Origin of the sequence: Paenibacillus sp. E222 (assembly GCF_013401555.1) — a bacterium.
GTDB lineage: Bacteria > Bacillota > Bacilli > Paenibacillales > Paenibacillaceae > Paenibacillus.
Genome location: NZ_CP058552.1, coordinates 4,343,018 through 4,356,416, shown reverse-complemented (window position 1 = coordinate 4,356,416; position 13,399 = coordinate 4,343,018). Strand labels below are relative to the sequence as shown.

Here is a 13,399-nt window from a genome sequence, read left to right as displayed (position 1 = left end):
CTTTATTTTCCTTACAAACTGATTCCCTTTTCGTTTCGTACTTTGTCCGGTGTTACATCATTTCCATCTGGATCAAGTATGGTAAGCACTGAAAAAGTGTTTAGAACTTGCCCACGAATTTCCCGTAAATAATCTTCTCGTAATACTTGTTGTTCAACTCGTTCCGCATTGGTTAAGCCTTCTTCACGCTCTTTTTTCGCCAATTCATTAATGCGACCTAAATGTTTAATCATCCTTTTCCTCTCCTTCTTTACAATGATTCTTACTGGTAGTCTAGCACCGAAATGCATACATTGCACCTATTTATTAGATAACGCCTGGAAATATGGAGCCACTTCAGACACTTTTGTTCTGTAGGATAGCATTTGTGATATTGTATACTTTTTTATACCAAAAGGGAACTGCCACGTTCGACAGTCCCCGTCTCCTAATTACTGCTTGCCTTAAAGCTCCTCATGCCATTCCTGTTTGAGCTCACTCCAATGTGCTCGTTTTTCCAGTGCAGCCTGGAAATCATTCCAAGCCTGTTCAAATTGTGAGTCATCCTTAGCCATAATCAGCTTGGCTTTGTACTCTTTTCGCACATTATCGAGTTCAGGCAAATACTTCTCCCATAAGCCACCCGGTTTGGCTTTCACCATATCGTAGTTTTCAGCAACCCGGGTCCCACCCATTTTGCCAATCTTTTCGGTGAATTCGATCGTTTTGAATCTTCCTTTTGGTTCAGTAACCCCATAATTCCACCATGGATACCAGTCGTTACTATAGGAAGAAGCCGCGTAAAGCTCTGGCGTCGTGCTTGCCTTCTTCGCTTGATCTCCAGAGTCATGCAAAGCTTTATATTTCTCGTCCGTGTACACCCATTTTCCTAACGGTTTATCCACCCAATCCCAGAACACTCCTGGCGGACCTTCATTCACGACCTGCTGCTGTTCGGGCTTTGGCTGTAGTGTGTAATCGAAGAAAGCAAGAATGGAATCGAGATTTTTAGTATTTTTATTGATAAAAACGTCATTGGCAGGATAAGGATTGATAATCTGATTAGCGCCAATCTCACTCACGCCATCCACTTTCGGATAGGGAATGACATCATAGTACCATGCCGGATCGGTTGGCCCATCGAGAACCTCCCATAACTGGGCGTCCATATTAAAGAAACCACCTGCATTCATGGCTACACGTCCGGATTTGTTTTTCTCTTTGTAACGCTCCTTCTTGTCTGTAATCGCTTCGTGATCCAGAAGCCCTTCCCGGAACATGTGGTTCATCCATTGGTAAGCCGCTTTATATTGTGGATTGTCATAGATAAACTGATAATCATTGCCTTGCTTCTCTACTGGAATGACGCCGCCCGCTGTGCTGACCGTAACGCCAAATGTACTCAGGATGACATTTTCATCGCTTGCGTCAGACAGAAAACTAAGAGGAATCAATGGTTTCCCGTTTTCATCCTTCTGCTCAGCAGACAATCTCAAATATTTCTCTATACCTTCCAACGATTTCAAATCATCCATCGTCATGCCGGTTTTCTCCAGTACATCTGTACGGACAAACCAGCCGTAGGAAGCCCAACCGGGCCAAGGATCATCGGGATTTTGATCAAACCATGTCGGAATGGAATAGATATGTCCGTCCGAAGCTTTCATTTGATCGAGATAGATTTTCGGAATGGAAGCCAACCCGGGATATTTATCCGGCATATCGAAGTATTGTTCCAGCGGAAGAACGCTGCCCGAACGCGTCATCGCAGTGGTCACGACATCACTACGTGAGAACAGAGCTGCATCATCAAAGCCACCGGTATTCAATTTCAGGTTCAGCTCTGTCATTACATCGCCCTGCGTAGCCTCCAGCCGAACGTCTATGCCCGGCTCCTTTTCTTTCCAATACATTTGGACCATACTTTGGTTATTAATTGTTGCATTCCAGCCCAGCCATAGCTTAAATGAATTTGCAGAACTGCTGCCACTCTCTGTGCTGCTGCTTGAGCATGCCGTTATCCCAAACATCAGTAGAGCCAAGGATAATAGCGCCAGTTTTCTTCCCTTTTGTTGACGTAAACTCATCACATACGTCCCCCTCGGTTATTTTGAAATTGTAGGATTAGAAAACCCATTCTGTTGCTTCATTTTTCATTTTTCATTGGGTTATCCTTTTACTGAGCCGATAAGCACACCTTTTACAAAATACTTTTGCAGGAATGGGTACACACACAGGATCGGAAGCGCGCTTACCATAACTGTCGCCATTTTGATGGACATCAGTGTAACGTTAGAGAGCATGGTGCCCCGGGCAAGCGCTTCCTGATTATTGTTGGACCCGAGGACAGTCGAGATATCCTGGGCAGACAGCAATTGTTGCAAAAACGTTTGAACCGGAATCAGATTCTGATCTGAAACATAAAATGCGCCAGAAAACCAGTCATTCCAGTGCGCCACTGCAGTAAAAAGGCCAATGGCTGCAAGCATGGGTTTCGAAAGCGGCATAATAATAACGAAGAGAATGCGGACAGGATTGGCACCATCCATCTCAGCCGATTCGATCAGTGCTTCCGGAATCCCCTGGATGAATTTCATCATCACAAACATATTCCACGCCGAAAACGCGGACGGAATGATATACACCCAGAATGAGTTTAATAATGACAAGTGATTAAGCTGGATATACAAAGGGATTAATCCCCCACTAAACAGCATCGTAATCAGCACGTATCCCAGGAGGGATTTCCTGAAAGGAAGCTGCCGGTAGGACAAGCCATAAGCCGCAAGAAGTGTGATGAGTAAGCCGACAAAAGTGCCTACGATTGTACGGGATATCGTAATTAAGTAGGCATGTTGAATAACCGAATTCCCAAGCACAACCTCGTAATTGTACAAAGTAAACTCTCTAGGCCACAGATAGACACCACCCTTTGCCGCATCGCTGCCAACGTTCAAGGAAACGGCGAGCATATACGTGAATGGATAGATTACCGAGATACAGAGAAGGGCCAATAGAAACACAATAATTGTCTGGCCCACCCGTTCCCTCATAGAAGTTCTCATATTACCAAAGCCCCTCTCCGTTGAACTTTCGCGCCATCTGATTGGTGCACAGTACCAACACCAGACTGATGACCGAAGAAAGGAGACCCACTGCAGTGGCCATTCCAAAATAACCTTGCTGCAAGCCGTTGCGTAAAATATATGTGTCTAGCACATCCGCGACTGGCTGATTGGCCGGATTCATCAGAGGATAGATTTGATCCATGCCTACTGCAATCAGTCCAGGCATACTGAGAATCAACACGATGGAGATGGTCGGCATGATACCCGGCAGGGTTATGTTGCGAATTTGTGCGAGCCGTCCTGCTCCTTCCACCCTAGCGGCTTCATAGAGCTGCGGGTCAATCGTTGTAATTGCCGCCAGATACAAGATCGTATTCCAGCCAATCTCCTTCCATAAACCGCTCACTACGATCATGGGCCGGAACCACTCCGTGGATCCCAAGAAAAAGATTGAATCTCCCCCGAGCTTCTCTATCAACTGATTGACCAATCCGCCGTCCAACGTCAGCAGGGATTGCAGAATGTAAGCCACCACGATCCACGAAAAGAAATGCGGAAGATAACTAACGGATTGGACAAACCGCTTGTATTTGTTGTTTTTCACCTCATTGATAAGCAATGCCAAAATAATAGGAGCTGGAAATCCAAACACAAACTTGAGAATCGCGATGTAAATTGTATTCTTCACCACAATCCAGAACTGTTCATCTTGCAAGAATGAGAAGTTTTCCAAACCAACCCATTCACTACTCCACATCGTGCTGCCGATGTGAAAATCCTTGAATGCCACCTGGATGCCCACCATCGGAATGTAGCTGAAGAGAAGCAGCAGAATCGCACCAGGGAGGATCATTACATATTGCCAACGGTATTTTGCCAGTCGTTCAATCATTTAACCACCTCTGCCATCAGTATAGAGATAAATTGAAAGCGGTAACATACAACAACGATCGGATTTCTAGCGATTGGATTGGCAATATCAGAAAAAAAGCGAAGGAACAACTTACAAATCAAATACGCTGCGTACGATTAGCTGTGATTGCAGTTCTTCAAGGGATGCCAGTTTGTTGAGATCATCTTTCCTCAGAGAAATGGTCTTTCTTTCACCTGCTAACAAGTCAAAATAATTGTTACTGAAAATACCGTCTAATTCACTGAAATCCAGCTCCACAAACCGTGCAAAGGCTTTCGAATCAACCGTAATAACAAAACGATCCTTTTCTTCCGTCATCGTGGTCTCAATTGCAGGATCAATAAAATCAAAATGCTTTGGCTTCACAAATAACACTGTACCTTCGCTGACAACTTCACCACCCACCTCAAAGGAAAACTGTAAATACGTATTCCGTTTCTTGGCAGTTGTATTGAGCATCTCAGTGAAATCAAGCTGTTCGAATAATGAGGTTGATAACGCTTTCAAATCAATCACTTTTGAAGAAGCTACGATTTCATTGGATTGCGAATCCATGAGCCTCCATTTCAATTCTCCTTTTACAGCACTCCTACTCTCATTCGATACGTGAAGTTCTACCTTTGAACCATCTTCCCGAGCCGATACAAGAACAGGCGCGAAAAAGCGTTTGGCTGCATAATGCAGTGCTTTCCAGCGACCAAAGTAATCGATACTGGACCAGGAAGCAACAGGCCAGCAATCATTCAACTGCCAGTACAGTGCTCCCATACAGCGTCCACGATGTCTGCGCCAATGCTCTACCCCACATGAGATACCTTCAGCCTGAATGAGCTGTGAAGCGTATAACAGGGAATTGAAATCTTTTGGCAAGCGATACGTCTCCCCGATGTAATACAGAATTTTCTCATTGCCCGTACCATTCTTCTGATGAGATTCCATGACCGGAGAGAAGATATTGCGGTCTTCCTGCAACGTAAACGTCTCTATGGTCTTGTGATTCGGAAAGGATTGCAATCCGAATTCGGACATGTAGCGCGGGAACAATGTGCGGAATTCGGTAAAAGGTTTCTTGCCATGCCACACATCCCAGTAATGCATGTCTCCGTAATTTTCATCGTTTGGATTGTCAAAGCTGCCTTTGGATGAAGGTGAAGCTAACCAGTAGAACGTGTTCGGATCATATTCCTTCGCAATAGCCGGAAGTAATACTTCATATTGCTTAATATAGTCTGCTTGTAACTGTAAGGATGTTTTCTTCGCCCAGTCCCATTCAACCCAAGCCATCTCCTGCTCATTGTTTCCACACCAGATTCCCAATGAGGCATAATGACGCAAGCGTTTCATGTTATCGATGGTCTCTTTTGTAATTGATTTCTTGAATTCCTCAGTCAGTTCATATACACCGCAGGCATACATCAAGTCCTGCCATACAATCAAGCCGTATTCGTCGCACAAATCATAAAAGTAATTCTCCGGATAATGTCCGCCACCCCAGACACGAATTGTATTGAAATGGGCTTGCGCACAGCTCTTGATCAATCGTTCTGTCCGATCTGGGCTACAGCGAGGCAAGATGTTATCTTCCGGAATATAGTCAGCACCCATCGAGAAAAAAGATACACCGTTCACTTCGAATTCGAAGGACTCCCCCCACTGATCCTGCTCTTGCTTCACAGTTAATGTTCTCAGTCCAATGCGCTTAACATCACGATCCAACTCCACGCCTTGTTCCATAAGCGCAATGCTCAGCTGATACAATGGCTGTTTGCCCAGACCATTCGGCCACCATAACTCGGGATGGTCCACTTCAATCCAGATATGATGATTCGCATCATTCACGACAGACGTGCATCCTTTCAATGTCTCCCCGGAAGGAGTATCTAATGTGACCGTGATCTCCCGCTCTTCTTGGACCCAACCAGATGCCCTTACGCGAACATCTAAGGTTACCTTTCCTTCGCTATGCATCTGTGTAATGTAGACATCTTCCAAACGGGCATGATCATAGCCTTGAATGGAGATATTTCGCCAGATTCCCAAATCAGGTAATTGTGGACCCCAATCCCAACCGAACATGGAGTGTGCTTTACGCAAATGGGAGATTCCTTCCACTGCATCACTGCAGTTAATCAACGGGCGCTCGGCTTGTTTACGCAGTACATACTCCACAGGGGAACGAAGAATAATGTGTATGGTATTTTCACCTTGTTTGATAAAGGAGGTAATATCGATTTCATAAGTACTGTGCATGTTACTTACATTTGCGATATTCATTTCATTTAGAAACAATTCGCCAATCGTATCCAACCCTTCACATAACAGGATGATCCGGTCATGCTTAAGATCCGCTGCGCTCACTTCAAAAGAGTGTTTGTATTCATAATCATAATTGCACAGTTCAAGTGCCGCCTGCTCTTGCTCGCGGTAGTAAGGGTCTTCCATTTGTCCAGCTTGAAGCAAATCATTAAAGACCGAACCTGGAACCGTCGCCGGAAGCCATTCGGCATGATCCACTCTCTTCATTTGCCACCTGCCATTGAGATCGATAAGCAACATTTGTGATACCTCCTGATGTCTTTGTAATCTATTTCATTCTATCAAGAGGTCTCCATACTTTCTTATGTTGTGTTCACGGAATTCGTGTGCTATTTTGACATTAACAATAATTGGAGAGGTTCGAGCCATGATCAAATACACAGCGTCTACTCACATCCATCCCGACCTGCTCGTAGATCCGTTCTGGGTCGATTCCTTATCGAAAGTGTCACCCGAGCATACCCATGACTTTTACGAGTTCTTCATTCTAAGTGAAGGGCAGTGCCAACATATCGTCAATGGAACAACCCAGCATTTAAGGCCGGGCTGCCTTGTCTTTATTCGACCGCATGATATTCACCGTTATGAACCGGAAGGCACTCAGGACTGCCGTTTTCTGAATAGCCCGTGTCGATCCGCAGTAATAGAAGAAGCTTTGGCCTACTTGAATGAACAGAAGTATGCGCAAGGACTCTTGCAGGCTCCCGTTCCCCAGATTGCCATGTTATCTCAGTTAGAAATGACAGAGATGGTTCGAAGCTTTGAACGGATTATGATGCTCTCCACAGTGGATAAGAAGAAGGCTCGCGTATACGCAAAAGGGTTGATTATTCAGATTTTTACGCAGCATTTCTTTGAATTGGAAACCATTGAACAACCCATTCTCCCGCTGTGGCTTGAGCATGCGATCTCCAAAATGCAGCTGAAAGAAAACATGATTCGTGGTCTTCATGCCCTCTATGAATTGTCAGGTCGAAGCGTTGGTCATGTGAACCGTGCCTTTCGTCAATATCTGAATCAGACACCAACAGAGTATATTAATCAGCTTCGGCTGAATGTAGCCAAAAACTTGCTGCTCACAACTGAGCTTCGTGTGCTTGAGATTGCACTGGAAGCGGGATTTGAGAACGTCAGCCACTTCTACCATCAGTTCAAAAAATACTATAATCAAGCTCCGCTAGATTTCCGTAAAAACGCGACAATGAATAAGGAATCGCTGCTGCCGTAGGGAATTCAAAGCATAGCATTCATGTGATGATATACAAGCGTGCCATCTGATCCGTAACCAAAACACAAAAAAGCTCCCCCTATATGCAGGGAGAGCAGGGTATACACAAAGCAACTTAAGCGGAGTATTTATATTGGCGATTGGCGACACGAACCCCTTCCCTTTGTGCATTTCCACTATTTCTCTCACTTCGAGGTTTGGTGTAACTAGAAGGGCATAGTTGCTGTCCTTTTCTTTCAGACACGCTGAGCCGCAGGGAAGCCGAACGAGATTACAGCTCCTCCCTCCTTACGGTTGGTGGCCTGAATCAGCCCGCCGCAGCGTTCCACAATGGCCCGGGCAATCGCCAGGCCCAGTCCGGACTCACCGTCTTTTCCTTTGACAAAACGGTGGAATAAGGTGGGCAGCAGCTCCTGCGGAAAGCCGGGACCGTCATCCGTGACGGATAGCGTGATCTTCCCTTTTTCCAAGTTCGCAGTGATGTGAATTTCTTCTTTGGCGTACCTTGCAGCATTCGTCACGACGTTGAGCAGTGCCTGCAGCAGTTTATCCTGATCAGCCATGATGAACAGCTCCTTATTCTCCGGGCATGCGATATGGAGTGTAAGTCCTTTCTTTACAAGCAGCGGATTGACACGTTCAGACGTTTCCGTCAACAATTCGTTCAGACTGACCTTAGAAGGTTTGAAGATATCCTCTTCACTATCCAGCTTCGCAAGCAGCGTCATTTCGGTAACAATCTTTCCTAATCTGCCGCTCTCCCCAAGAATCACGTCCAGCCCTTTACGAACGTTCTCACCTTCAAAGATTCCATCCCGAATGCCCTCCGCATAACCTGCAATGGACATCAGAGGCGTCTTCAGCTCATGGGATGCATTCTGGAAAAACTGCTTCTGCACCTCATTGAACCTGTTCAGTTCACCCGCCATCTCATATACCGCCTGTGCGACAGCTCCAATCTCACCGCCGGCCTTGACCCGCTGTACATCCGTGAAATGACGTTGTTTGACCTTCTTAAGTTCCTGCTTCAGATTCATCAAGGGCTGAATTAGCCTTTTCGTAATAAACAGACTAAGCAGGAACATCATGGCCCCAACGATACAGATCACCAGGATGAGACGACCCAGAAGCGCCTGTTCGATTGCTTTGATCTTGCTCATGGGAGTCAGCAGAGTCAGAGTTCCTTGGGGGATGGGGCTGACGTCCATCACATAGCGCCCATCCGTTCCCTTCCACAGGTCCTTGATGCTGGACGAAGTGACCGCTGTGTATTTCGACAAGTTTGCTGGTACGGCTTCAGTCAATGTGTTACTGCTCGCCATTCCGGTTGTACCACTCACAGACAATGTCCCTGACAGCACATTTCCGTTAAAATCAGTGACAAAGGCTTCAACATCCGCAGGAATGAGTGTTGAAGGAGCACTCGTAACTTCTCCTGTTACCAACTGGACAGACTGCATACCCGTCATATTCGAATTAGGCATCGTGACAGCAGATCCAGTGGTAAGTACAGGACTCATTTTGATATCCCCCGTCGTTATTGAAGCGGACATTGCTGTACTTAACGTCTTGAGATCATTCTTCTCTGTTCCAATGAAATGATCCAGAAGCACATAATGAAGTAAAACGGCCGTGACGGAGAGGATCAGAATCAGTGACAATCCGAACGCAAGGTTAATCTGATGGACTAGTTTCATATTAAACTTCACTCCGATCTGTACGCATGCGATACCCGTGTCCCCATACCGATTCGACGGGAAGTTCCTCCATCTTTTTGCGAATCCGCTTAATCAAATGATCCACGGCACGGTCACTGCCAAAATAATCTTCTCCCCAGACAAAACTGAGCAGCTCGTCCCTCGTAAACGCTCGATTCGGATGTTCAGCCAGTACCTTGAGCATGGTGAACTCTTTGCTGGTCAGGTCCACTTCTTCCCCTCGCCATATGGCCCGCCTCTCTTCCAACATTAATTGAAGCTCTCCGGTATCGATTCGTGGCGTCACAGCTTCGCTTACAACAGCTCTTTCTTCCGCACCGGTAAGTCTAATCCAACGTTCCAGCTGCCGCTTGATGCGGGCCACCAGCTCACGTGGGCTGAACGGCTTCACTAGATAATCGTCACTGCCCAGCTCAAGGCCAAGTATTTTGTCCACTTCATTATCCTTCGCCGAGATCATAATAATGGGAACCTCTCCTTCACTACGGATGCGTTTGCACAATTCATAGCCATCCATTCCGGGCAGCATAATATCCATCACCCACATGCTCGGTGGACTTATTCTATATAAAGACCAGGCATCCTCGGCATTAGCGAGGCCTATCGTTCGATAGTTCTCCTTGTGCAAATAAGCTTGAATCAGCGTACGTATATTCTCGTCATCGTCTACAACCGCGATGAGGTAATCGTTATTCATGAACGGGGCCTCCTGTACTTTTCTCTATAGTGAGTATACCAAAGGTATTTATATGGGAAGAGCTTTGCCATTGTTTTTCCACAATTACACCAATATTGTGCCACACTCCTTCGGTAAATTGATAACTGTAAGACAAACCAAATCATAAGGAGTGTTACGAAATGAACTACAGTTTCAAATTCAGAAATGTTGCCCTGTCCGCCCTGCTGCTCACTGCGATCTCCGCACCGATTGTCGCGAATGCCGACAGTGCCGCTAACGCAAATGCTGTTACAAACGGAACAGCTACCTTGAAAGAAGCAAAATCCGCCATTGCAGCCTTTACATTGGCTAATCCAGTGGAGCTCGCCAAAAAGTACGCGCCAGAAACAGTAAGCGAATGGAAAAAAACGTTGGCCCGTTACAATAAACTGCTTTCACAAAACTCTATATCCCAAGTAATGGCCACTTTGGTTGCTGTTGACGTAGACTCTGACGAATGGAAGAAAGTTTCCGAAAACGCCAAACCAGGTGAGATCAAAGAAATGCAGGCCTTGAAGGTTGAGGAAGGCAAACTTACCTTAGTTGAGGGAGTAAAAGCCGAAAAAACAACCGGAACAACTAGCGCGGTTATAGCGGATGCTCAAAGTCTTCAATTTAGCGGTACTACAGCTGCCAGTGCATTCTTCTCAGCCCAAGCGAATTTGAATAAGGCCGTAACAGCTAAGGATGAAGCTGCAATCAAGACTTCCCTTGCCGACCTTCTGAAGCAATACAAAGCGCAAATTGCTGAGCTGGAGGCAGCTCAAGAGTAGGTTTAAATACATTTCAGCTTTAACAACATCATTAAGCAAAAACACGTAATCTTACGCGAACTAAAAGACCGAAACGCCAACAACCAGCAAGCCTCCATGTGGAAGCCTGCTGGTTGTTGTTTTATCGACCATAAGTTTATATCTGCTATGTGTTATCTTTATTTTTCATTAACCCGGGTAACCACAAATGGTTCGTTCAACGCATGCAGAGCTGCGGCCATATCTTCAACCGGAAGTCTGCCACCCGCCGAAATATGATATTGAAACTCATAGAAGCCGCCCAAGGTCGCTTTGAAATTCGTTTCCCAATAATTCGTCATCAGCCAGGCATAGACTTCTGGTTGGGCGTCAGGTGCTTGCTGGGTGTGGACCTTTCTTGTTCCGTAATCCAGCGTCCCCCATTGCATAAGCGGCGTATCCGGGACGGCAAGCAGCAGGCTGCGGTCATGATCCTGCCAGGCAATGCCCGACTGTACAGCGGAATAATCCAGGCAAGTTCCCGGAATCTGATCCTTCCAAGGGCGAACGAGGCCTCCTGGCTTGTCGGCAAACAGGGTAACTGGCCCGGTGCCTCCCGCGGTGAACGGCAGGGCCAGATAAACGTTCTCCGGATTCCAGATGCTCTCTTTATGGAACCGCGCCGAAATATCCATCCGGTTTTGACGGGTATAGATCTGCAAATGCAGTGAAAAATAGGCGATGCCCTTGAGCTGATAACCAAGCTCAACGGTAGCATACAACGGTCCATTATCCACCGTGCGCACAGAGATGAGCTGACCAACCGAACGCTCCACGTTAAGGCCTTTACGGTTGCGTCCCATTTTGGAACGGACGCTCCATACCTGAGAAGCATTCGCAGGATTCGCTGGATTGGTCACCTCATAGATGGGTGTAAACGCCCCATACAGATCATCCGCTTTCAGCAGTTCGCGTCCTGTCTCCTTATCGATCCACGACACGATGCCGCGCTCTTTCGACCAAGTCAAGCGTACATAAGGTGACTCCAGCCCCGTTTGGCAAACGGAGATCGGCGCTTGCTGTCCGCCTGTCGTTAAGGAATACATACCCTCCATATCGTACACCTGGTCAGCGCCGATCAGCTTCGAATTGGAGGTTGACGTTAAGGAAAGAAGAGTATTCTGGGCTGCCAGGAGTGGGCGCAGGATCAGTATGCAGCTCTCCATGCCTTGGAGCTTAAGCTCTGCAATAATCGTCTGCGGGTGACTTGACTGCTGGATCAGCACCTGTCCTGTGTCCTCCCGGATTACTTCTACTCCGTTCAATAGCTCATCCGGTTCCCATCCTTCAAGCTTCAACTGAACCAACTCCGTTACCTCCCGCTCCGACACGTTCGTAACCTTGAAGCGATAAGGACGCCCCGGGTACAAGGTGGCGGCATTATCGGCAAGCAGCACCTGATCCAGCGCGCGGTAAGCAAGCCTGCTTGCCTCTGCAGCGTGAGCTGTCTTGCGAACCTCAAGCATCTGTACATTTTTGTGCCACGGTTCATACACAGAGGAGTGATACCCCCAAGTGTGTTCGGCATAAAGAGTAAGCGCCTGCTCTACAGCCTCGATTTCCTGGAGACTAACACTTTTCTGTTCAGGGTCGAGCTTTTCCACCTTGCGAAGTGTCCGCTGTGCATCACGGTAAATCTGGGTGTGCATCGGTGTGGAGCTTACACCGTCCGACCACCAGTCCGGCCAATCCCCTTTATGCACAGGCAGATCATCCGTCCCTTCCTCCTTCAAGCGGGCAAAAAAGCCGCTCAACGTACTCATCTCCACGGAAATTTCCTCACCGTTTTGACGGTTCCACGCCTCAATCCATTCCATGATTGCGCTATTGGGCGATCCGTTGTCTGTGGGCAATCCGGACAGCATCATTGGCACGAAATCATACGGATACTGCTCGGCCTCAAGCTGGGCCAAGTATCGGTGGATACGAATATTGGCAATTTGATCATGAATGTTCCCCGGTTCCACAAGTCTGTGGCCGAATTCATCACGAATCATGTATTTGCCAAGCGCACCAGGGCAGAAGCCAAGCTCGTTGCCAAGCATGTAGTGGTCTCCATTCCAGACCAGCAGGCGTTCCCCACTTGGAGCTTCCCACCAGAAAGGGGACTGCTTGCGGCCCAACGCATACATGCCGTGATGAGTATGTATACAGCTGAATAAATGTCCGATTCCGTTATTCAGCAGGCTATCGGCATATCCCCAGCTGTAGCCGTTGATATCCGCTGTCATCGCACTGTCTATTGGGTGACCGATAGATTCGGCATATGTCTGAGCCTTGCTGTGTATTTTGTTCAGCAGCTGTAGGTCGGGCAGCTCGGTCATATTCAAATATGTGCCGGAGAGCTCGATATCGCCACGCCGCACGGCATCGGCAAATGCAACTTTTTCCTCGTCTTGAGCCTGCTTCAGGAATTGCTCCACAGCCCAGAAGGTCTCACAGGTCCAACGGAACCCTTTCCACTCGGGGCTTACACCGTTATGAGCATCATTAACAATACGCAGCGCCTGACGGATAAAATCGATATGATATTGTTCAATCTTCTCCTGCCGGTCGGTATAACCAATGTCAGTATGGGAATGGTGAATGACGTATATTTTCCATTTCCGATCAAGCGTCGGGATGGCGGCCTGTTTAATTTGTTGTTCGAGTGTCATCGTTATTTTCT

At 47.0% G+C, this 13,399-nt stretch carries 10 protein-coding genes; 2 read left to right on the top strand and 8 right to left on the bottom strand.

The window, feature by feature from the left end:
- Positions 1 to 11: 11 nt before the first annotated feature.
- The 5 genes from HW560_RS19745 to HW560_RS19725 form a co-directional block, all read right to left on the bottom strand.
- Positions 12 to 233 (bottom strand): DUF896 domain-containing protein, encoded by a 222-nt coding sequence (locus HW560_RS19745; RefSeq protein ID WP_076289250.1) that lies wholly within the window; start codon positions 231 to 233, stop codon positions 12 to 14.
- A gap of 210 nt (positions 234 to 443) precedes the next feature.
- On the bottom strand, positions 444 to 2,066 hold the full coding sequence (locus HW560_RS19740; RefSeq protein WP_179264350.1) for a type 2 periplasmic-binding domain-containing protein: 1,623 nt from the start codon (positions 2,064 to 2,066) through the stop codon (positions 444 to 446).
- An 81-nt stretch (positions 2,067 to 2,147) separates the two neighbouring features.
- Positions 2,148 to 3,044 (bottom strand): carbohydrate ABC transporter permease, encoded by an 897-nt coding sequence (locus tag HW560_RS19735; RefSeq protein ID WP_090899530.1) that lies wholly within the window; start codon positions 3,042 to 3,044, stop codon positions 2,148 to 2,150.
- 1 nt (position 3,045) lies between these two features.
- Complete coding sequence (locus tag HW560_RS19730; RefSeq protein WP_179264348.1) at positions 3,046 to 3,939, bottom strand: ABC transporter permease; 894 nt, start codon at positions 3,937 to 3,939, stop codon at positions 3,046 to 3,048.
- Positions 3,940 to 4,050: 111 nt separating this feature from the next.
- Positions 4,051 to 6,516: a beta-mannosidase gene (locus HW560_RS19725; protein ID WP_179264346.1), complete on the bottom strand. Its 2,466-nt coding sequence runs from the start codon at positions 6,514 to 6,516 to the stop codon at positions 4,051 to 4,053.
- Positions 6,517 to 6,643: 127 nt separating this feature from the next.
- On the opposite strand from HW560_RS19725, the gene HW560_RS19720 reads away from it, so the two are divergent.
- A complete protein-coding gene (locus HW560_RS19720) occupies positions 6,644 to 7,504 on the top strand; it encodes an AraC family transcriptional regulator (RefSeq protein WP_163760625.1) in 861 nt (286 codons plus the stop codon).
- 236 nt (positions 7,505 to 7,740) lie between these two features.
- Here the strand turns inward: HW560_RS19720 and HW560_RS19715 are convergent, their stop codons facing one another.
- A complete protein-coding gene (locus tag HW560_RS19715; RefSeq protein ID WP_090899542.1) occupies positions 7,741 to 9,201 on the bottom strand; it encodes a sensor histidine kinase in 1,461 nt (486 codons plus the stop codon).
- Position 9,202: 1 nt separating this feature from the next.
- Complete coding sequence (locus tag HW560_RS19710; protein ID WP_179264344.1) at positions 9,203 to 9,919, bottom strand: response regulator transcription factor; 717 nt, start codon at positions 9,917 to 9,919, stop codon at positions 9,203 to 9,205.
- A 161-nt stretch (positions 9,920 to 10,080) separates the two neighbouring features.
- Here HW560_RS19710 and HW560_RS19705 point away from each other — a divergent pair, with 161 nt between their 5' ends.
- The gene (locus tag HW560_RS19705) at positions 10,081 to 10,713 is read left to right on the top strand and encodes a hypothetical protein (RefSeq protein ID WP_179264342.1); all 633 of its coding nucleotides are present in this window, start codon (positions 10,081 to 10,083) and stop codon (positions 10,711 to 10,713) included.
- 158 nt (positions 10,714 to 10,871) lie between these two features.
- On the opposite strand, the gene HW560_RS19700 is transcribed toward HW560_RS19705, so the two are convergent.
- Positions 10,872 to 13,388 carry a glycoside hydrolase family 38 N-terminal domain-containing protein gene (locus HW560_RS19700; protein ID WP_179264340.1) on the bottom strand — a complete coding sequence of 839 codons (2,517 nt, stop codon included), beginning with the start codon at positions 13,386 to 13,388 and terminating at the stop codon, positions 10,872 to 10,874.
- Positions 13,389 to 13,399 lie beyond the last annotated feature (11 nt).

Excerpts from the sequence above, each read along its gene's own strand:
- HW560_RS19745 (WP_076289250.1), bottom strand. The coding sequence starts at position 233 with ATGATTAAACATTTAGGTCGCATTAATGAATTGGCGAAAAAAGAGCGT.
- HW560_RS19740 (WP_179264350.1), bottom strand. The coding sequence starts at position 2,066 with ATGAGTTTACGTCAACAAAAGGGAAGAAAACTGGCGCTATTATCCTTG.
- HW560_RS19735 (WP_090899530.1), bottom strand. The coding sequence starts at position 3,044 with ATGAGAACTTCTATGAGGGAACGGGTGGGCCAGACAATTATTGTGTTT.
- HW560_RS19730 (WP_179264348.1), bottom strand. The coding sequence starts at position 3,939 with ATGATTGAACGACTGGCAAAATACCGTTGGCAATATGTAATGATCCTC.
- HW560_RS19725 (WP_179264346.1), bottom strand. The coding sequence starts at position 6,516 with ATGTTGCTTATCGATCTCAATGGCAGGTGGCAAATGAAGAGAGTGGAT.
- HW560_RS19720 (WP_163760625.1), top strand. The coding sequence starts at position 6,644 with ATGATCAAATACACAGCGTCTACTCACATCCATCCCGACCTGCTCGTA.
- HW560_RS19715 (WP_090899542.1), bottom strand. The coding sequence starts at position 9,201 with ATGAAACTAGTCCATCAGATTAACCTTGCGTTCGGATTGTCACTGATT.
- HW560_RS19710 (WP_179264344.1), bottom strand. The coding sequence starts at position 9,919 with ATGAATAACGATTACCTCATCGCGGTTGTAGACGATGACGAGAATATA.
- HW560_RS19705 (WP_179264342.1), top strand. The coding sequence starts at position 10,081 with ATGAACTACAGTTTCAAATTCAGAAATGTTGCCCTGTCCGCCCTGCTG.
- HW560_RS19700 (WP_179264340.1), bottom strand. The coding sequence starts at position 13,388 with ATGACACTCGAACAACAAATTAAACAGGCCGCCATCCCGACGCTTGAT.